Source organism: Maribacter sp. C-4077, assembly GCF_055378385.1.
The window spans coordinates 3,580,715-3,599,546 of the sequence record NZ_AP038807.1; the positions used below are offsets into that span (position 1 = coordinate 3,580,715).

The window sequence follows — 18,832 nt, forward strand, 5'->3', positions numbered from 1 at the left end:
ATAAAATTATGATCAGAAAAATTACAGTGTTGTTGGTACTTCTCATTTCATGCGAAGGCTTTGCCCAAGTAGGGACCAACGGGCAGGATAGAAAGGAAGAAGGGCGACCCGTTACGGAATACAGCCTTGTTTTGGAAAATAATAAGATAACGCTAGGAGGGGTAACTGCCAACGGGATGACCATTAATGGCGGTATTCCCGGACCAGTCTTGGAATTTACGGAAGGCGACCTCGCCATCATCAACGTAACCAACAAAATGGATGTTGAAACATCGGTACACTGGCACGGCTTGATACTCCCCAATTTTTATGATGGGGTTCCCTATTTGACTACCCCACCCATCGAACCGGGAACGACTTTCCAATACAGAATTCCGATTAATCAATCGGGTACATATTGGTACCATTCCCATACGATGCTACAAGAACAGAAAGGTGTGTATGGTTCCATTATGATTCAGCCCAAGGAAAAAACATTGGAATATGATAAGGATTTGGTCGTGGTACTCTCTGACTGGACCAACGAAAAACCGATGAACGTACTGCGTAACCTAAAAAGGGGAAACGAATGGTATCAGGTAAAAAAAGGTACAGCGGTTCCCTTGGGTAGGGTCATCAAAGAAGGTGCTTTTGGGGCTCAACTTAAATTTTGGAGAGACCGTATGGAAGGCGCTGATATTGCCGATATCTACTATCCGGCATTTCTGACCAACGGGAAAACATTGGCAGAATATCCTGAATTCAAGCCTGGAGAAAAGGTGCGGCTTCGCTTTATCAATGCTTCGGCCTCTACTTATTATTGGATGGATTTTGGTGGGGTTAACCCAATGGTAGTTTCCGGCGATGGTATTGATGTGCAACCCGTAGCCAAAAGCCGATTTCTATTTGGTGTTGCCGAAACCTATGATGTAATCGTCACCATACCTGACGGCACTTTGGAAGTTACGGCAACGGCACAAGATGGCTCCGGGCATACCTCATTGCGTTTGGGAAAGGGAACTCTTTATCCTGCGAAAACGATTGACAGACCGGACAAAGTGGCGATGATGAAGCAAATGGCCAAAATGGATATGAAAATGGGAGCACCTGCAATGGTGGGAAACAAAAAGAAGAACACGCCCGAATATCTCATGCAGAAATATGGGATGAAGATGGATATGAAAGACGGTCAGATGAATATGGGGATGAACGATAAGATGTCTATGAACGATGGCAAGATGAAGGGACAAATGGATATGAAGATGGATGATAAAAAGCCTATGAAAAGTGACCAAATGAAAATGGACAATAGGTCGGGAATGAACCCGCCTGCCGGACGGGCAGGAATGGACTCGATGTCAATGGACCATAACGGAGAATCAAATAAAATGAAAGGCCATATGAATCACAATATGCCCAAGATGCAGAAGGATACTTCTTCATTTGATTACGACACTCGTAAAACTTATTTCAACTACGACTTTTTAAAGGCAAAGGAGAATACCACCTACAAAGCTGATTTACCGGTAAACGACATACTGTTGAACCTAACGGGAAATATGCAGCGCTATGTATGGAGTATGAACGGCGTACCCCTTTCAGAAACCGATAAAATAAAAATCAAGGGAGGAGAAGTAACTCGGATTACGCTCAACAACCTTACAATGATGCACCACCCAATGCACCTGCACGGGCATTATTTTAGGGTCATCAACGAAAATGGCGAACGTTCCCCGTTAAAGCATACGGTAAATGTACCGCCTATGCAGAAAGTGGTCATAGAGTTCTATAACGAAGAGTATGGCGATTGGTTCTTTCATTGCCACATTTTATATCATATGATGGGCGGAATGGCAAGGGTTTTCAGTTACGATACGCCAAGGGACGAGAGAATGAAGGATTTTCCCGTTCAAAAACTCATCGATGAAACGGACCATTATTATTCGTGGGGATTGGCTCGTGCCGGCTCAAACTTTAATGAACTCTTTTTAACGTCAAGTAATATTCGCAATGAATTTGGTTTAAGAGCAGAGTTCGATTATGACCAAAACCTTGAAGCCGAAGTTAACTATAATAGATACCTAAATGATTGGGTACGTCTCTATGTGGGTGTTAACACCGAAACCGAAATACCTGATTCCTACGATGAGTTCAATACCGTAGGATTGGTCGGTGTAAAATATTTTACGCCTTACAGGTTCAATGTAGATGTGAGTATGGACCATCAACTGCGTCCGAGAATACGTCTGGACAGAGAGCTATTGATTTTTCCTAGAATTTTTCTGGAAGGCGAATACGAATATAGAGCAGACTTCGGGTGGGTCAACGATTTGGAGAATAACAACTCATTTGAAAGTGAAACACAATGGCTGGTAGGGGTTGCATACATTCTTTCCCGTAATTTTTCAATACAGGCAAACTATAATAACCGATATGGCTGGGGCGGTGGACTTTTAGCAAGATTTTAATTGATGGAAGGATATAAAAAAAATAGCTTGAGTTTGACCGGTGCCGTATCTCTTGGTACGGGTGTAATGATCGGTGCCGGTATCTTTGCCCTGTTGGGGCAGGTGGCCGAACTGTCTGGCCAATGGTTTCCTATCGCGTTCTTGGTAGGGGCCATTATCTCGGGCTTTAGTGCCTATTCTTATATTAAATTATCAAATGCCTATCCATCAGCTGGGGGTATTGCAACCTATCTAAAAAAGATTTATGGTAAAGGGGCACTGACTGCTTCCGGGGCTTTGTTGATGGCTATTTCCATGGTTATCAATGAGAGTCTGGTCGCCCGTACCTTCGGCTCGTACACCTTACAAATGTTCGATGTTGGCGACAATAGTGTATGGGTTCCTGTTTTAGGGGTTGTACTGTTGATTACGGCTTTCTTAATCAATATTTCGGGGAATAACGTCATCGGCAAATCTTCGTTGGTAATGGCCATCCTGAAAATAGGGGGTATTTCCATTTTTGCGATAGGTGGTTTGTGGGCTGCGGGATTCTCCTTTTCTGAAGTAGTCCCGTCCAGCAGTTTATCCGAATATCCGGTCTCCAGTTATCTTGGGGCTTTGGCATTGTCGATTTTAGCCTACAAAGGCTTTACGACCATAACCAATAGCGGTGGGGAAATTGTGAATCCCAACAAGAATGTCGGTAGGGCCATCATTATTTCACTGGCCATTTGTACCCTTATCTACCTTTTGGTCGCTTTTGCGGTTTCCTCCAACCTTTCGATAGAAGAAATCATACGGGCCAAGGACTATTCCTTGGCGGAGGCCTCCAAACCTGCCTTTGGCAAGTACGGGCTTTGGTTTACGGTAGGTATAGCCATCGTTGCCACAATTTCAGGGGTTATTGCCAGTGTTTTTGCCGTTTCAAGAATGACGGCTATGTTGACTGACATGGATTTGATTCCCCATAACCATTTTGGAATGCCAGGAGGCATACAAAAGCATATGCTTGTCTATACCGTAGTCTCGGCAATTGCATTGACCGTTCTTTTTGATTTGACAAGAATTGCATCTTTAGGGGCCATACTCTATTTGGTCATGGATATTGGAATCCATTGGGGTGTTTTGAAAAACCTACGAAAAGAAATACAAGCGAATGCTGCAATAATCGGTACCGCTATTATACTTGATCTTATTGTTCTGGGAGCTTTTTTATGGATCAAAATATCCAGTGATCTGTTGGTGGTGGTTGTAGCGGCCGTGCTTATAATACTCGTTTTTACCGGGGAAAAATGGTTTTTAAAAAGAAATGGCAACAATGAAAAAGTAGAAAAAACAAATGATTGATTAACCTGAAAAATGAAAAGATGAAAACAAAAATGATTTTAATGACAATCGGATTAGTAGCAACGATGGTAGGCTGTAAATCAACTTTCAATGCTGCCGAGACCATGCGGGTGGATGAAAACAGAAATGCCATCTATCAAGAAATTATTTCTAACCCTGTACAATTTACCAACTTCATCAGTGAGGCAAGAAAAAATGAAGAATCTAAAAAGATGCTAATGAAGGCTCATATGGAGCAGATGGAATCTGGGGATATGAAAATGGTGATGGATAAAAACCCTGAGATGAAGGAAAAAATGCAGTCCCATATGCAGAAGATGATGGAGAAGAACCCAGAAATGAAGAAAAAGATGGAGTCCAAAATTCTCGATAAGATGATGGAAAGCGAAAAGGGCCGTAAGATGCTGATGGAAAAAATACATAATAATGAAATGATGAAAAAAGAGATGAAGGAAAGAATGAAAAATATGATGGATGAGAATCCTGATATGATGGAAGAAATGATGCAGAAAATGATGGAAAAAAATCCAGAGATGATGAAAATGATGAAAGAAAAAATGAAAAATAAAGGAGCGTAAGCCTTCGAATACCGAGGTGGATTGAAAAACAGAAAATAACTATTAAAATTCTACAATTATGATGATGTGGTGGTGGGTATTGATACCGGTCATTTTGGTGTTGGTTTTTTTCCTGTTTAATGGAAAAAATAGGAGAGGCCCTAGAAATATCGAGGACCCTATGAAAACACTCGACAACCGGTTCGCCAAGGGCGAAATATCCAAAGAAGAATACGAAGAACAAAAACGAACTATTAACTCTAAAAATTAAAACGATGGAATATTATTTCAACAAGACCCTTAACGAAGACTTTGAAAAGGTAATCGAGAGGGTAACGGAAGAACTGAAAAACGAAGGTTTTGGCATCCTGACCGAAATCGATGTCAAGGAAACCTTGAAGAAGAAACTGGACGTGGACTTCAAAAAATACAGAATACTTGGTGCTTGCAATCCGCCCTATGCCCATAAGGCACTGGAAGCCGAAGATAAGATAGGTACTATGTTGCCTTGCAATGTAATCGTGCAGGAAGTATCGAAAGGGAATGTAGAGGTGGCGGCGGTAAACCCAATGGCGTCGATGCAAGCCGTCGACAATGAAATATTGGCCGAAATCGCAAGTGATATTACCGCCAAATTGGAAAATGTAATCGATAAACTTTAGAAGCGGAACAATGGAAAATAGTAAGGGTAAAAACAAACAGGTCTCGCAACAAGATTATTCAGAAAGTCAGAGCACCCCGTATTGCATTACGCGGAGGTATGGTAGTTTGACATTTGAGGAAACCGTGCAAAACGTAAAAAATGGCTTGAAAAAGTTAGGTCTTGACCTTATTGCCGAATTTGACGTGCGAGAATATCTGAGTTCAGATATGGAAAAGATGCCTCGGCACCTCATTCTAATGGTATGTGAAAAAGAAACTGCATTAAAACTAATCTCAAAGGATGTTCAAATGAGCGTTCTTTTTCCGTGCAACGTAACCATTAAGGAAGTGGAACATAACACGATTATCGAAGTGTCGATAGAAAATACCGATATCACTTGGTCTTCCGCTAAGAAAAAAGAAATAATGGAGGTGGCGAAAAATACAAAGAATATCTTGAAAAAATTGCTCGACACTATTGAGCAGCAAAACGTAAAACTATAATTAACATCAAAATCAATAATCATGAGAAAATCAAAAGTAACAACAAGTATTATGGCAATTGCATTGGTAGCCCTTACGGCTACTTCATGTAAAGACGCTAAAAAAGAGCGCAACGACGAAGACGGCCACCATTCGGAACAAATGGATGACAATAGTCATATGGATGGCGCAATGGAAGAAGACCATAGCAAAATGGATCATGGCGATATGGAATCGTCGGATAAAATGATGGGCAACGCAAAGCACGCATCAAAATCAACAACACTTATTGCCAATTACCTAGACCTAAAGAATGCACTGGTCTCCGACGACAAAGATGGTGCGGCGAAAGCCGGGGGCACGATGGTAACAGCTTTAAATAGTTTTGATGCCAGTTCCTTTAGTTCAGAACAACAAAAAGAACTAAAAGATATCATTGAAGATGCCACCGAACATGCAGAACATATTGCAAAAAGCGATATCGACCATCAACGTGAGCATTTTAAAATCCTGAGTAAAGATATTACAGATATGGTTGCCATCACTGGAACGGAAAATACCTTGTATGAACAGTTCTGCCCCATGTACGACAAGGGTAGTGCTTGGTTGAGCGCAAGTAATGAAGTAATGAATCCGTATTACGGCAGTAAGATGTTGACCTGCGGAAAAGTACAAAGGGAAATCAACTAAGTGAAGAAAAGTGTAAAAATCATTGCACTAGTGTTTTTGGTCGGGTTAGTGGGAATTCAGTTTTTTCCGACTTCCCGAAACCAAAGCGACACAATACCAAAAACCGATTTTATGCTGGTAAACAATGTGCCGAAACAAGTGGAGCGTATCATCACGACCTCTTGCTATGATTGTCATAGCAACAACACGGATTATCCTTGGTACAACAAAGTGCAACCCGTTGCCTGGTTATTGGAAGATCATGTTACCCATGGAAAGGAAGAATTGAATTTTAACCAATGGGCCGATTATTCAAGCAGAAGAAAGAACAGCAAGTTAAAATCGATCATAAGTCAGATAGAAGATGGAGAAATGCCCCTTTGGTCTTACACACTGGTTCATAGGGAAGCAAAACTTTCGGAGGACGAAAAGAAAACCGTTCTCGATTGGGTTTCAAAATTAAAGGACAGTTTATAAACTAAAAATTCAACAAATGAAAAACTTAAAAAATGGTGTAGTAACGCTGCTCATGTTGGGGACTACAATGGGCTACGCACAGCACAAAATAGAGTTGAACCATGACCATAGCAAAATGGAAATGAAGGTGGTCGAACTGGAATTTAACGACGAGAACATCGCCAATGTCTACGAACATTACGAGCACATTAAAAATGACTTGGTCGGCTCCAATCCGGTCGATGCCCAAAAGGGAGCGGTGATGTTGAACGAAGCGCTCGAAAAGGTCGAGGGTTCTGATGCGGCATTATCGGCCTCGCAAAAAATCGCTGCTACCGATGATTTAGAGAGACAGCGAAAGGCTTTTTCCGATTTGGGCAATGAAATAGAAACCTTGTTGAAAGGAACTGTTACATCGGGGAAAATCTATAAGGATTTCTGCCCTATGGCCTTGAACGGGGGTGCGTATTGGTTATCAGCCATTAAAGACATCCGCAACCCGTATTATGGGGCAAAAATGCTCAGCTGCGGAAAAGTGACGGCCATCATCGAAAAGTAAAGCCTGATAGGGGAGGTTGAATATAGTTAATGGTTAGTGTTTAAAATGCTTCCCCTTTTCAGGTATTAATAGTTGATTGTTGCTGAGCACAGCTTTACGAGTATTAAAAAAATAAAATGCAAAAAAAAGATTTAACGTAAGCAAAACCTAAATGGAAGCATTAAGCCTTGACATTTTTGTAGTACCAACCATTGCGCTGACCGCGGTCGTTCTGCTATATCTCTATTTTGCCAGACAGGTACGGGACAAAAAAAATTATAACAACTATATCATCGGTATTGCAGTAATAGCGTTTTCGTTCAATTTTATCTGGGAGCTGGCACAAGGTCCGCTCTATGAAGGTTTTGAATACGATTGGCAACATATATCGTTTTGTGCCCTCGCATCTGTAGCTGATATGTTGATGGTGCTTATCCTGCTTTTCGGATTTGGTTTGGTTTATAAAAATGTCTTTTGGACAAGGTCAATGGGTATCAATAAAATATTCCCGTTGATTTTTATCGGAAGTGCTGGTGCAATTTTGGGAGAAATTTGGCATACATCACGGGGCGATTGGGTCTATGCAGAGGCAATGCCTGTAGTACCATGGGTAAATATAGGATTGTCGCCACTATTACAATTTGCCGTGTTGCCCTATTTAATTTTTGTGATTGGTAAAAACTTTATAAACGAAGGGAATTTGGAAAAGTAAAATCTGGGTCGGTCGGGAATGTGTTTTTATTGGTTAATTATTTAGTGTATTTCATGACCGCCCTGATTTTTTTAATGAAGAAAAAGTCCTGTTATGGGAAGGGAAATTTGGTTGATTTAGTGTTTAACGCCCTTCCCTTGACAGGCACAATAAACAGAATTAGGATTGAAATGAAAGATTGTTGTAAAAATGGCCCGGAAAAGTCAGGGAAACAAGGTTGGAAAAAGTGGTTCAACTATACCATTTACATCATTATAGGCACTATTGTTATAGGTGCGCTTATTTTACAGATTATGAATAGTTCATCATAAAAACGATTGATTATGAAAAAAACAGTTTCATTTTTAGTACTGCTTTTAAGCCTAATGTCGCTTCATGCAAGTGCCCCTGAGTCCATTGGGAACAATTCGGGATATTCGGCGAATAGTTTGGGAACCTTTTATGCTCTTGAATTGTCCGAAAAACTACAGCAACATACCGAAAGCCACGCTGAAAAGCCCATAAACAAGGAGGAGGTGGCTTTGGATGAATTCGACAATTTACATCCGTTGGTGGTGCATTTTCCTATCGTACTCCTTTTGTTTGCGGCATTGCTCCAAGGTATTCAGCTGTTCGTCCTTAAAAGGAACTTGGACTGGGTTATCCTGTTTCTTATTGGTACGGGTTTTATTGGGGCCTACGTAGCGGGAACTTTTGTACACCCGCATACCCATGGCCTTACGGATATAGCCCAAAAAGTATTGGATAACCATGATAAATATGCAGATTGGACCATTTGGTCGAGCGCTCTGGCCGCAGTATTGAAGGTTATCAGCCTTTTTTGGATAAAACTGAATCGAGGTTTTGAAATAGCCGTTCTCCTTGTTATGGCCTTTTCGGCGTTCTCCGTTTCACAAGCAGGACATTATGGCGCTCAGCTCGTTTATATTCAGGGCGTTGGCCCGCAGGGCCAGTATTTGGAAACTGAAACGTCAGAGGAAGAAAGCCATTCGCATTGAAAAATAAAGCATGAGAAGAATATTTTTAATATCGTCGATAATGCTGCTAGTGGTACTTGCCGGGCTTATAATGTGGAAGCCTCATTTATGGTGGCTTGCGCTGTTGATCGCACCTTTTATGCTTCTCGGCACTAAGGACTATTTTCAAAAATCCAACAATATAAGACGCACCTATCCTTTGCTGGGAAGAGTTACAAATCTACTGGAAAAACAACGTCACGTCGTTCAAGAAACGGTTTTATTGAATAGAACAGAGGGAAAACCTTTCAATTGGATACAGAAAGAAATTGTTTATAAACGTGCCGAGGACGCGGTCAAAAACCAACCTTTTGGAACGCAGATTCCGTATGACGAAGTTGGTCGCGAATGGTTTACCCATTCCACGTATCCTGCAAAGGAAATCAAAGATGATTTTAGGGTTACCATAGGAAGTTCAAAGTGTTCAAAACCCTATTCGGCAAGCATCCTCAATCTGGCTGGAATGAGCTATGGTTCCATTAGCAAAAATGCGACCCTTGCTTTTAACGGCGGTGCAAAAATCGCAGGATTTGCCCAAAATACCGGTGAAGGTGGATTTACCCCCTACCATCAGGAGTATGGAGCCGATATTATTTTTCAGTTTGGCACTGGATATTTTGGATGCCGAGATACAGAAGGAAATTTTGACCCTAAAAAATTTGCGGAAATCGCATCCAATGAGGTGGTCAAAATGATTGAGATAAAAGTCTCACAAGGTGCAAAACCCGGTTTTGGTGCCATTCTTCCTGCCAAAAAAAATACCGAGGAAATCGCAAAGTACAGGGACGTAGAAAAAGGAACCGAAATTCTATCGCCACCACATCACGCTGCATTTAGCAATGATTCGGAAATGATTGCCTTTATACAAGAATTACGAAAACTTTCTGGAGGAAAGCCCATAGGGATTAAAATGTGCATCGGACAGCAAGACGAATTCGAAAGAATGGTCCGCATTTTCGCCGAAAAGCAAAACTTTCCAGATTTTATAGCCATAGACGGTGCAGAGGGTGGTTCCGGTGCTGCACATATGGAATCGCTACATTGGGCCGGGCTTCCCATAATCGAAGCGATACATTTTGCAAACGGCATCCTTAAAAAGTATGGATTGCGCGATGAAATAAAGGTAATGGCGGCAGGAAAAATAATATCGGCTTTTGATATCTATAGAATGTTGGCACTTGGTGCCGACGCCTGCTATAGCGCAAGGGGGATGATGTTTGCTCTGGGCTGTGTACAATCCTTAAAATGCAATCTGGATACCTGCCCTACGGGAATCACTACAATGGTACCTTCAAGGGTCGCATCATTGGTAGTAGAAGATAAAAAGACCAAAGTAGCCAACTACCATAAAAACACCATGGAAGCTTTTAAGGAGCTGCTAAAATCAATGGGGCTTGAAAGTAGAAAAGGTATCGACAAGAAGTTCATTGTCCGCCGAATCAATGAAAGCGGGACAAAAACATACCAAGAGTTATATTCAAACGGATTGAATGGTCGAAAAATAAAAAGCAATGGATAAAAATGCAATGTATTTTTTAATAATACTGTTGTTTTCTGGCAACGTGGCTATGAACGCCCAAAACTTTATAGTAAAGGAAGGAAGCGCATCCTTTAAGGCAAAAATGCCCCTTAATTCCTATATCGGTAAATCTGATGATTTACAGGGCACCATTGATTTTAAGGACGGTGCGTTGAACTTTTCGGTACCTGTAAAATCCATAAAGACAGACAATGAAAAACGGGATGGACATATGTACGAGTTGGTAAAAGCGGAAAAAAATCCCAATGTCGTTTTTGAAGGAAAGCTTAAAGACGATTTTGATTTTGACGAAAAAGCGGCACAAAAGCTCAGCGCAATGGGCGATTTTACCCTTGCGGGAGTTACACGGGAAATAACAATTCCTATTGAGTTGAAACTTGTTTCAGAAGAAACAATTCAGTTAAAAGCTTCTTGGTCCCTATTGATTACCGATTATAATTTAGAACGCCCCAGTTTTACATTTATAAAAGTTAATGACAAGCATGATTTGAGTGTGGATGCGCTTCTTGAGAAAAAAAAATGAGAACGAAACAAAGACCTGCGATGAGATTTTTACAGTTAACAAATAAGAATGGATAAAGAAAAAGACATAGAAACCACAGTTGCCTTTTATGGACAGCTTTTCAATAGTTCAAAGTATGTTCTATTGGTGCTGCTTATTGCTTCAGTAATCGAACTGTATGCGCTACCTCCTATGGAAGGGTCTTATGCTATGATTATCCTACTGGCCTTAACATTACTAAAGATAGGATTCATTATAGCCTTGTCCTTTAACCAACTAATGAAGATAATTGGTCAGAGCCATCTATTGAGCCACGTACTGGTGTTGTTCGGATACCTGATTGTGTTGATAGTTTTCTCGTTTGCAATAGATTACACAGCGTTGCAGTTTGTGGATGCTATTCATTTTAAAATGAACAACAGTATTGGCAATGATGGACTGTCGGTATTTTTTGATTTATCCTATTTCAGTTTGATAACATTCTCATCAGTAGGATATGGTGATATAGTCCCAATTTCCTTACCCGCGAAAATCTTGGTGGCGCTTGAAGTGGCACTGCGGTTTTTCGTCCTGGTCTTTGGTATCGCAAATGTGAATAGAATTCGAGTAAATAAATAACCTTTAAAAACTAAAAGTATGCAAACACTAAAATCAACTACAGTAACAATGTTGCTCATAATAGCGACAAGCCCACTATTTGGTCAAGATGCAAACACGGAAAAAGAAGCAGTGCTTACAGTAATGAAAAGCTATAAGGATGCCCTGCAAAACCTAACGACCGATGGTACTTTCGAATTATTTACCGAGGATTCCGAGGTTTTTGAATCGGGAGGCGTCGAGGGTACGTACAGCCACTATATAGAACATCATTTAGGACCGGAATTAGGTCATTTTGAAAAATTTGAATTTACAGATTATGAAATCGATGTAAGGGTAGATGTACCCTATGCCTTTACTACAGAAACGTACATATATACCATTGTCCTCAATCCGGACGACAAGGGAAATAGCCGGACCATAAAGAAAAAAGGGGTGGCAACCTCAATCCTTAAAAAAATAGATGGAGATTGGAAAATAATAAAAACCCATTCATCTTCAAGAAATACTAAGTAACAACCAATGAGTAGATATATTTCAATTAGTATAGTGTTCGGTCTTCTTCTTATTACCAGTTGTAAAGAGAAGAAAACCGAGCGATTGCCGCAACAGTCAAAAGAAGCAACAACTGCCCAACCGCCAAAAAAAGTGTTAAGCCCCCACACCTCTGCAATGGCGACCATTGGTAATGCGCACATCCATATTGATTATTCATCGCCTGGGGTTAGGGACAGGATGATTTTTGGTGGTTTGTTGGCGTATGACCAAGTCTGGCAAGCTGGAGCACATATGGCTACGTGGATAGAGACGGATACGGATTTAGAAATAGATGGTAAGGAACTGAAAGTAGGTAAATATGGATTTTTTACCATTCCTTCAAAAGAAGAATGGACTATCATTTTAAATTCCAATTGGAACCAGCACGGAAAGGATGAATATGACGAAAAAGATGATGTAATACGATTTAAGGTGACACCGATTATTGCGGATAGCCTAAAGGAACACTTAGAATATAATATCAAGAAAATTAGTGATACTCAAGGTGAGATAACATTGGCTTGGGAAAAAGTTAAAGTAGTAATTCCATTCAAAGTAAAATAGCAAGATATGGTCAACCAAAGCTCAATGATAAAGAAATTAAAAACACGTGTATCATCAACGAATAAAAAACTAATACAGTTTAAACCGTGAACGAATTTTTAAAACAATGGGGCGAAGCCGCCTATACGACTACCGGATTTTTCTGGATGGCGCTTTGGGCGTTCATTTTGGGTTATATCATCAGTAGTATGATACAGATTTTCGTGACCGAAAAGCGGATGCAAAAAACAATGGGCGAAAACGAAGGCAAAAGTGTGCTTTTGGGCACGTTTTTCGGCTTTATAAGTAGCTCGTGCAGTTTTTCGGCTTTGGCAGGTACAAAATCCATTTTTAAGAAAGGGGCAAGTTTTGTGTCTTCCATTGCCTTTCTGTTGGCATCGACCAATCTCGTCATAGAATTAGGGATTATCATTTCCATCTTTTTGGGTTGGCAGTTTGTGGTGGGCGAATATGTAGGTGGTATTCTCTTGATTGGTATTTCGTGGATTCTGATACGACTCATCAATCCTAAAAAACTCATCGAAAAAGCCCGTAAGAATCTCGAAAATGAAGATGATGATAAGATGGACGGTTCCAAAGATTGGAAGAAACAAATCAAGAACGAAGACAGTTGGGCGCGCGTTGCCAAAAAATATAAGATGGAATGGCAAATGGTCTGGAAGGATGTAACCGTAGGTTTTACCGTTGCGGGCATTACAGCGGCTTTTGTGCCAGATTCGTTCTTTCAGACCTTATTTATCAATAGCGGTCAAGGCAATACAGATTTTACTTTTCTCGAAATTCTGGAACATATTGTTGTTGGTCCGGTTGCCGCATTCTTAACATTTATCGGTTCAATGGGAAACATTCCGTTAGCTGCCTTGCTCTTTGGAAAAGGCGTGAGTTTTGCTGGCGTAATGGCCTTTATTTTTAGCGATTTGGTGGTTTTTCCAGTACTGAGAATCAATGCAAAGTATTATGGTTGGAAAATGTCATTGTTTATCACGTTTTTATTGTTTACAGCATTAATTGGTACGGCATTGACGCTGCATTATGGGTTTGATGCATTGAATATGCTACCAGATTCATCACAGGTGAAGATTCAGGATAGCGAATTTTTCAAGATTGATTATACCTTTTTCTTGAACGTTGCTTTTCTCATCATTTCAGCCTATCTCGTTTATCTGGGTTTTTTCAAGAAAAAAGATGTAGAACATTCAATGAGCGAGATGGCACCCAAGAGTCCATTGTTGGAAAGTGTTTTAAAATATGCAGCTTTAATCTGTTATATATGGCTCGCTGGGGGACTGATTGTAAAATTTTTAGTGAACTAAATTACTGATAAAGAATTAGTCAAATATGGTCAACAGAAAAACAGCAAAATGGATTCGAAAAGCCCACCGCTACTTGGGTATCTTTCTGGGTATTCAGTTCCTGATGTGGACGATTAGCGGCATTTATTTCAGCTGGACGGATATTGATGAGATACACGGCGATCATTTCAAAAACGAAAAACCAAAACATATGGTTTTTTCAGATTTATTGGGTACGGGTCAATTAAATAGTATGCAACCCATCCAATCGCTGGAATTATTGGAAATAGCAGAAGAACCTTACTATTGGATAAACGAAGCAAAGCTTTATAATGCCAAAACAGGAGAGGGAAAGGAAGGTATCACTAAAGAAGAAGCGCAAGAGGTAGCACAAAGATATATGCTTCCAGAACTTAAAATAACCGCAATAAAAAGGATTGAAGAAGTGGGAGACCATCACGAATATCGAGGAAGACCTTTGCCTGCCTATGAGATTTCGTATGCTACACCTAAAAATTTAAAGGCTTATGTAGCTGTCGAAAATGGGGCGTTTCAAACGGTGCGGCATAGAGATTGGCGCTGGTTCGATTTTTTATGGATGACCCACACGATGGATTATGACACGAGGGATAACTTCAACACCATAGTTCTAAGAGCCTTTTCGCTCTTAGGCTTGATAACGGTATTGAGCGGCTTTTTGCTTTGGTATATTTCATCACCATCTGTACGAAGGATGAAAAGCAAATCAAGAAGGTAATTTTTGAATGAGTGGAGACGCAATATATGGAAAGAAAAAACCTAAGTAAGCGCGAGATTAGAAAAATGCCATTTGAAAAGGAAGGTGCCTATATTTTATGGGGCATTATCATACTTTTTATAGTACATACGCTCATTGTACTGGTTTTGAAAAATATTAGTGAATCCATATAAATTTTTAAGAAACAATAACATTTCAATTTTGAATATCATGAACAAGAACATCATTTACATTGCAGTGGCTGCGTTAGCGGTCGGTTTATTGGGGGGATATTTTATTTTCTCAAATGCTGAGGCCGATCAATTGGCCATAAAAGATCTTTCGGATATGTCCGATAGCCATGACCATTCCGGAGAATCCGAGAATCAGATGTGGACCTGCTCCATGCACCCACAGATCATGCAACCCGAACCGGGAGACTGCCCAATCTGCGGTATGGATCTCATTCCCGCTGAAACCGGAGGAGAAGGGCTGGGCGCAAACGAAATAAGGATGACGGACAACGCCTTGGCATTAGCCAATATACGGACCTCTACCGTTGGTACAGGTGGTTCGGATGGGAGTTCACTTAAGCTCTCAGGAAAGATTCGCGAGAACGAAGAAGCAAATGCTACCCAAGCTACATATTTTGCGGGTCGCATTGAACGGCTAAATGTGAATTATACCGGAGAGAACGTTGCCAAGGGCAAACTTTTGGCAACCATCTATTCCCCAGAATTGGTAAGCGCACAACAAGAGCTGTTGACGGCCGCATCCATGAAGGAATCGCAACCGGCATTATACAATGCCGTTCGCAATAAATTAAAATTATGGAAGCTTTCTGACAATCAAATAGATAAGATAGAAGAAGTGGGCAAAGTGCAGGAAAACTTTCCAGTCTATGCCACAGTTTCAGGAACGATTACCGATATCATGGTTGAAGAAGGAGATTATGTAAAACAAGGTCAGCCTTTGTACAAAATTGCCAACTTAAATTCCGTTTGGGCGGTATTCGATGCCTATGAAAATCAGATAGCATCGTTGAAGGAGGGTCAGGAGGTCAAGATAACGACGAATGCCTATCCCAATGATGAATTTACGGCAAAAATATCCTTTGTAGACCCGTTACTTAATTCTTCTACAAGAACGGTTATGGTAAGGGCAATACTTAACAATAAGGATAATCTCTTGAAGCCGGGTATGTTCGTGGAAGGTACAATCAAAGCTGCCGAAATGCAAATGGATAACGCGGTTATTGTCCCCGCTAGCGCCGTGATGTGGACGGGGGAACGGTCGGTGGTCTATGTAAAGACCAATCCCAATGAGCCTGTCTTCGAAATGCGCGAAGTTGCCCTTGGAAATACCAATGGCGATACCTATACCATAATCAGCGGGCTTGAAAACGGGGATCAAATTGTGACCAACGGAACATTTACTGTTGATGCGGCCGCACAGTTACAGGGTAAAAAATCGATGATGAACGCAGAAGGAGGCAAAACCATGACCGGGCATGAGGGTCATTTGGGTATGCAGGAAGGAGATAAAATGGAACCCTCAACAAGTACGGGCACCGACCATTCTAAGATGAAAAAAAGGATTAAAGTATCAAGTGAGTTTCAAGGTCAGTTGAAGCAGGTTTTAGAAGCCTATATAGATGTTAAGGATGCCTTGGTAAACGATGATGGCGCGGCCGCACAAAAAGAAGCAAAACAAATGGAAGAAAGTTTGGCCAAAGTCGATATGAAGTTGCTAAAAGACAAAGAGGCACATGATCATTGGATGACCATTCAAAAAGAGCTCAAAGCATCGTCCAATGCAATGGCCAGCAATTCGGATGTCAAGGGGCAAAGAGACCACTTTAAACATTTATCGGCCCACATGATCAGCGGTGTTCAGCTTTTTGGAGTCAATCAAAAAGTGTACAACAGCTTTTGCCCGATGGCAGATAGCAATAAGGGAGCCAATTGGCTAAGCCTGGAAAAGGAGATTCGAAACCCATATTATGGAGAAGCGATGATGACCTGTGGAGAGGTAAAAGCTACTTTGGAATAATTAATTTCCGTAAAAGGCGGATGTGGCCAATAGGTACTAAGTTCCGCTTTTTTACTTTAAAAAAGTTGGATGACGATGAGCGAGAACAGAAGGAAAAGGAGAAAGAAAGAGAGAAAAAAACCGCAAAACAATATCGATAAGAAAGATAAAATTTACGGAATACTGGCGATAGTACTATTATTTCTTATAGCCACTATATTAGTTATTATCAATGCATTTTCATAGTAACTTTCCTTATGATAGAAGTTGAAACTGGAATAACATGAGCAACATCATCCACATAAAAAATATGGTCTGCCCCAGATGTATAGCGGCAGTATCCAATATTTTGAAGGATTTGGAAATTCCATATGTATCTATAAAATTGGGAGAAGTGGAATTGCCTGCAACACTTGCTTTAAAGAAAAAATTGGCCTTGTCCATAGAGCTTCAGGAATCCGGATTCAGCTTGATAAACGACCGTAAAAGTCAACTTATAGAACAGATGAAAACCTTGGTCGTGGACAAAATCCATCATTCTTCCGGTGGATTGGATATTAAATGGGCGGACTATATAAGCGAAAAACTCCATCTTGATTACAAGTACTTAAGTTCCCTTTTTTCATCTGTGGAAAGCATCACTTTTGAACAGTATATCATCACCCAAAAAATTGAAAGGGCAAAGGAATTATTGGTGTATGACGAACTTACCTTGAGCGAAATTGCCTATCAACTGGGGTACAGCAGCGTAGCCTATTTAAGCAATCAATTTAAAAAGGTAACGGGAATGACCCCTTCACAATTCAAAAAAAGCATAGATAAAAATAGGAAATCGTTGGATGATATATAATTTCTACGATAAGCTTCCAAAGGAGCCCTCATATTGGTTGCTTTGAAACAAATGTCCCAATCTCAAATGAGTCAATGTTTGTTTTTTTAGAAACAAATGATCTTTACTGTAAACTTTATTTTTAACTAATGTCCATTTGCACGTTCTTATTTAATGGTTTGGTATGGGCAAAATCAATGAATTTAGGGCATAAACAATAGAGTCGAACTGATTTTCGCCTGTTGGCGAAAGTGAATAATTCTTTTTTGCAAAAAATTATGAAGGCTGTGGGGGAGCTGAAAATCACTAAAAGGTAATAAATACTTACGAAATCGGAAAATTTCCAGTTTCACGAAAAAGACTGAAATAAACTACGTCATGAAAAAAAGATATGAAATAAAGGGAATGACCTGTAACGGTTGTAGAAACCATGTAGAAGAAGCACTTTTAAACGTCGCAGGAGTAGCCGATGTATCGGTTGATTTGAAAAATGCTGAAGCAATAGTAGAATCGCAGTTTGAAGTGCCTTTAGAAAATTTGCAAAAGGCCCTTAAAAATACCGGCGATCAATATAAAATACAACTTAAGAATAGTGTTGAACAAAACTAAAACAATGCCTATATAGTTATGCGGTAATTTGTATGATAGCTACAATCAATTGAAATTCTAATAATAACCAAAAAACAATTTTACGATGGAAAACAAGGAAAAACAAACAGATAAGTATTTAAAGTTCTTCGCAATGATCGGCACCTCAATGGTCGCGATGTTCTTTTTAATGTACACGCACTCCTATCAGATTATCGATCACTTCTGGTATAGTGAAACCAGGTTCTTTATGACGTTGATCATGGGCGGGTCCATGGTTATTATCATGCTGCTGTATATGCTACAAATGTACAAAGACCGCAATAAGAATATTGCCATCCTGGCATTGGGCGTTTTGCTGATTGCAGGCGGAATATGGCTGGTCAGGAGTCAGGTTACGGTTACCGGTGTTGATTATATGGAAGGTATGATTCCCCATCATTCCATCGCTATCCTAACTAGTGAACGATCTCAAATAAAAGATATCAGGGTAAGGGAAATCGCCGATGAAATCATCAAAGCGCAGCGTCGGGAAATAATGGAAATGCAATGGTTGATCAACGATATCAAGGAAAATGGGATAGTAGAAACAGAAGAAGAAAAGGAAAAGCGTCCGCTTCCCAAATTTGAAGGATCGCTCACCGAAGAAACAACAAACCTTGACTGATACGGAAAAGTGAATGTCAGGAGGTAATAACAGTTTTTACTTTCGAAAGGAAAAAACGAAAATACAGGAGAATAAACGAAGGCATTTCGGACGTTAAATTATA

23 protein-coding genes are annotated in these 18,832 nt (G+C 40.3%); all 23 read left to right on the forward strand.

Annotated features, from left to right (window positions below; translation table 11 throughout):
• The first annotated feature begins 8 nt into the window (after positions 1-8).
• The 23 genes from ACZ41C_RS15420 (at position 9) to ACZ41C_RS15530 (ending at position 18,729) form a co-directional block, all read left to right on the forward strand.
• On the forward strand, positions 9-2,447 hold the full coding sequence (locus ACZ41C_RS15420) for a multicopper oxidase domain-containing protein (protein ID WP_464562668.1): 2,439 nt from the start codon (positions 9-11) through the stop codon (positions 2,445-2,447).
• Positions 2,448-2,450: 3 nt separating this feature from the next.
• Positions 2,451-3,773: an APC family permease gene (locus tag ACZ41C_RS15425; RefSeq protein ID WP_192466561.1), complete on the forward strand. Its 1,323-nt coding sequence runs from the start codon at positions 2,451-2,453 to the stop codon at positions 3,771-3,773.
• A gap of 20 nt (positions 3,774-3,793) precedes the next feature.
• Entirely contained in the window at positions 3,794-4,351 is a 558-nt protein-coding gene (locus tag ACZ41C_RS15430) for a hypothetical protein (RefSeq protein WP_464562671.1), read from the forward strand.
• A 160-nt stretch (positions 4,352-4,511) separates the two neighbouring features.
• Positions 4,512-4,601: an SHOCT domain-containing protein gene (locus ACZ41C_RS15435; protein ID WP_225621523.1), complete on the forward strand. Its 90-nt coding sequence runs from the start codon at positions 4,512-4,514 to the stop codon at positions 4,599-4,601.
• A 4-nt stretch (positions 4,602-4,605) separates the two neighbouring features.
• The gene (locus ACZ41C_RS15440; protein ID WP_121848289.1) at positions 4,606-4,992 is read left to right on the forward strand and encodes a DUF302 domain-containing protein; all 387 of its coding nucleotides are present in this window, start codon (positions 4,606-4,608) and stop codon (positions 4,990-4,992) included.
• Between the two features lie 10 nt (positions 4,993-5,002).
• Positions 5,003-5,476, forward strand: coding sequence for a DUF302 domain-containing protein (locus tag ACZ41C_RS15445; protein ID WP_464562674.1), 474 nt, complete (start codon positions 5,003-5,005; stop codon positions 5,474-5,476).
• A gap of 21 nt (positions 5,477-5,497) precedes the next feature.
• On the forward strand, positions 5,498-6,145 hold the full coding sequence (locus ACZ41C_RS15450) for a DUF3347 domain-containing protein (protein WP_464562676.1): 648 nt from the start codon (positions 5,498-5,500) through the stop codon (positions 6,143-6,145).
• Entirely contained in the window at positions 6,146-6,601 is a 456-nt protein-coding gene (locus ACZ41C_RS15455; protein ID WP_464562678.1) for a heme-binding domain-containing protein, read from the forward strand. It abuts the gene before it with no gap.
• 16 nt (positions 6,602-6,617) lie between these two features.
• Positions 6,618-7,139: a DUF3347 domain-containing protein gene (locus tag ACZ41C_RS15460; RefSeq protein WP_464562680.1), complete on the forward strand. Its 522-nt coding sequence runs from the start codon at positions 6,618-6,620 to the stop codon at positions 7,137-7,139.
• Between the two features lie 151 nt (positions 7,140-7,290).
• Positions 7,291-7,830 (forward strand): hypothetical protein, encoded by a 540-nt coding sequence (locus tag ACZ41C_RS15465; protein WP_464562682.1) that lies wholly within the window; start codon positions 7,291-7,293, stop codon positions 7,828-7,830.
• 323 nt (positions 7,831-8,153) lie between these two features.
• A complete protein-coding gene (locus ACZ41C_RS15470; protein ID WP_464562684.1) occupies positions 8,154-8,828 on the forward strand; it encodes a DUF2231 domain-containing protein in 675 nt (224 codons plus the stop codon).
• Between the two features lie 10 nt (positions 8,829-8,838).
• Entirely contained in the window at positions 8,839-10,365 is a 1,527-nt protein-coding gene (locus ACZ41C_RS15475) for an FMN-binding glutamate synthase family protein (protein WP_464562686.1), read from the forward strand.
• A complete protein-coding gene (locus tag ACZ41C_RS15480) occupies positions 10,358-10,909 on the forward strand; it encodes a YceI family protein (protein ID WP_464562688.1) in 552 nt (183 codons plus the stop codon). The genes ACZ41C_RS15475 and ACZ41C_RS15480 overlap by 8 nt, the downstream gene beginning before the upstream one ends.
• 48 nt (positions 10,910-10,957) lie before the next feature.
• Positions 10,958-11,506, forward strand: a complete 549-nt coding sequence (locus tag ACZ41C_RS15485; protein ID WP_464562690.1) for an ion channel — start codon at positions 10,958-10,960, stop codon at positions 11,504-11,506.
• Between the two features lie 18 nt (positions 11,507-11,524).
• Positions 11,525-12,001, forward strand: a complete 477-nt coding sequence (locus ACZ41C_RS15490) for a YybH family protein (RefSeq protein ID WP_464562692.1) — start codon at positions 11,525-11,527, stop codon at positions 11,999-12,001.
• A gap of 6 nt (positions 12,002-12,007) precedes the next feature.
• The gene (locus ACZ41C_RS15495) at positions 12,008-12,586 is read left to right on the forward strand and encodes a DUF2911 domain-containing protein (RefSeq protein WP_464562694.1); all 579 of its coding nucleotides are present in this window, start codon (positions 12,008-12,010) and stop codon (positions 12,584-12,586) included.
• Positions 12,587-12,672: 86 nt separating this feature from the next.
• Entirely contained in the window at positions 12,673-13,899 is a 1,227-nt protein-coding gene (locus ACZ41C_RS15500) for a permease (protein WP_464562696.1), read from the forward strand.
• 25 nt (positions 13,900-13,924) lie between these two features.
• Positions 13,925-14,635: a PepSY domain-containing protein gene (locus ACZ41C_RS15505; protein WP_464562698.1), complete on the forward strand. Its 711-nt coding sequence runs from the start codon at positions 13,925-13,927 to the stop codon at positions 14,633-14,635.
• A gap of 26 nt (positions 14,636-14,661) precedes the next feature.
• On the forward strand, positions 14,662-14,808 hold the full coding sequence (locus ACZ41C_RS15510) for a hypothetical protein (protein WP_464562700.1): 147 nt from the start codon (positions 14,662-14,664) through the stop codon (positions 14,806-14,808).
• Between the two features lie 37 nt (positions 14,809-14,845).
• A complete protein-coding gene (locus ACZ41C_RS15515; RefSeq protein ID WP_464562702.1) occupies positions 14,846-16,666 on the forward strand; it encodes an efflux RND transporter periplasmic adaptor subunit in 1,821 nt (606 codons plus the stop codon).
• A gap of 262 nt (positions 16,667-16,928) precedes the next feature.
• The gene (locus ACZ41C_RS15520; protein ID WP_464562704.1) at positions 16,929-17,495 is read left to right on the forward strand and encodes a helix-turn-helix domain-containing protein; all 567 of its coding nucleotides are present in this window, start codon (positions 16,929-16,931) and stop codon (positions 17,493-17,495) included.
• Between the two features lie 357 nt (positions 17,496-17,852).
• On the forward strand, positions 17,853-18,083 hold the full coding sequence (locus tag ACZ41C_RS15525) for a heavy-metal-associated domain-containing protein (RefSeq protein ID WP_464562706.1): 231 nt from the start codon (positions 17,853-17,855) through the stop codon (positions 18,081-18,083).
• A gap of 85 nt (positions 18,084-18,168) precedes the next feature.
• On the forward strand, positions 18,169-18,729 hold the full coding sequence (locus ACZ41C_RS15530; protein ID WP_094997534.1) for a DUF305 domain-containing protein: 561 nt from the start codon (positions 18,169-18,171) through the stop codon (positions 18,727-18,729).
• Positions 18,730-18,832: the final 103 nt, after the last annotated feature.

What these genes read in the sequence shown, in the direction of transcription:
- ACZ41C_RS15445 (WP_464562674.1), top strand. Translation starts at nt 5,003, where the DNA reads ATGGAAAATAGTAAGGGTAAAAACAAACAGGTCTCGCAACAAGATTAT.
- ACZ41C_RS15420 (WP_464562668.1), top strand. Translation starts at nt 9, where the DNA reads ATGATCAGAAAAATTACAGTGTTGTTGGTACTTCTCATTTCATGCGAA.
- ACZ41C_RS15440 (WP_121848289.1), top strand. Translation starts at nt 4,606, where the DNA reads ATGGAATATTATTTCAACAAGACCCTTAACGAAGACTTTGAAAAGGTA.
- ACZ41C_RS15450 (WP_464562676.1), top strand. Translation starts at nt 5,498, where the DNA reads ATGAGAAAATCAAAAGTAACAACAAGTATTATGGCAATTGCATTGGTA.
- ACZ41C_RS15530 (WP_094997534.1), top strand. Translation starts at nt 18,169, where the DNA reads ATGGAAAACAAGGAAAAACAAACAGATAAGTATTTAAAGTTCTTCGCA.
- ACZ41C_RS15485 (WP_464562690.1), top strand. Translation starts at nt 10,958, where the DNA reads ATGGATAAAGAAAAAGACATAGAAACCACAGTTGCCTTTTATGGACAG.
- ACZ41C_RS15475 (WP_464562686.1), top strand. Translation starts at nt 8,839, where the DNA reads ATGAGAAGAATATTTTTAATATCGTCGATAATGCTGCTAGTGGTACTT.
- ACZ41C_RS15480 (WP_464562688.1), top strand. Translation starts at nt 10,358, where the DNA reads ATGGATAAAAATGCAATGTATTTTTTAATAATACTGTTGTTTTCTGGC.
- ACZ41C_RS15465 (WP_464562682.1), top strand. Translation starts at nt 7,291, where the DNA reads ATGGAAGCATTAAGCCTTGACATTTTTGTAGTACCAACCATTGCGCTG.
- ACZ41C_RS15490 (WP_464562692.1), top strand. Translation starts at nt 11,525, where the DNA reads ATGCAAACACTAAAATCAACTACAGTAACAATGTTGCTCATAATAGCG.
- ACZ41C_RS15510 (WP_464562700.1), top strand. Translation starts at nt 14,662, where the DNA reads ATGGAAAGAAAAAACCTAAGTAAGCGCGAGATTAGAAAAATGCCATTT.
- ACZ41C_RS15435 (WP_225621523.1), top strand. Translation starts at nt 4,512, where the DNA reads ATGAAAACACTCGACAACCGGTTCGCCAAGGGCGAAATATCCAAAGAA.
- ACZ41C_RS15460 (WP_464562680.1), top strand. Translation starts at nt 6,618, where the DNA reads ATGAAAAACTTAAAAAATGGTGTAGTAACGCTGCTCATGTTGGGGACT.
- ACZ41C_RS15525 (WP_464562706.1), top strand. Translation starts at nt 17,853, where the DNA reads ATGAAAAAAAGATATGAAATAAAGGGAATGACCTGTAACGGTTGTAGA.
- ACZ41C_RS15495 (WP_464562694.1), top strand. Translation starts at nt 12,008, where the DNA reads ATGAGTAGATATATTTCAATTAGTATAGTGTTCGGTCTTCTTCTTATT.
- ACZ41C_RS15470 (WP_464562684.1), top strand. Translation starts at nt 8,154, where the DNA reads ATGAAAAAAACAGTTTCATTTTTAGTACTGCTTTTAAGCCTAATGTCG.
- ACZ41C_RS15520 (WP_464562704.1), top strand. Translation starts at nt 16,929, where the DNA reads ATGAGCAACATCATCCACATAAAAAATATGGTCTGCCCCAGATGTATA.
- ACZ41C_RS15515 (WP_464562702.1), top strand. Translation starts at nt 14,846, where the DNA reads ATGAACAAGAACATCATTTACATTGCAGTGGCTGCGTTAGCGGTCGGT.
- ACZ41C_RS15425 (WP_192466561.1), top strand. Translation starts at nt 2,451, where the DNA reads ATGGAAGGATATAAAAAAAATAGCTTGAGTTTGACCGGTGCCGTATCT.
- ACZ41C_RS15505 (WP_464562698.1), top strand. Translation starts at nt 13,925, where the DNA reads ATGGTCAACAGAAAAACAGCAAAATGGATTCGAAAAGCCCACCGCTAC.
- ACZ41C_RS15430 (WP_464562671.1), top strand. Translation starts at nt 3,794, where the DNA reads ATGAAAACAAAAATGATTTTAATGACAATCGGATTAGTAGCAACGATG.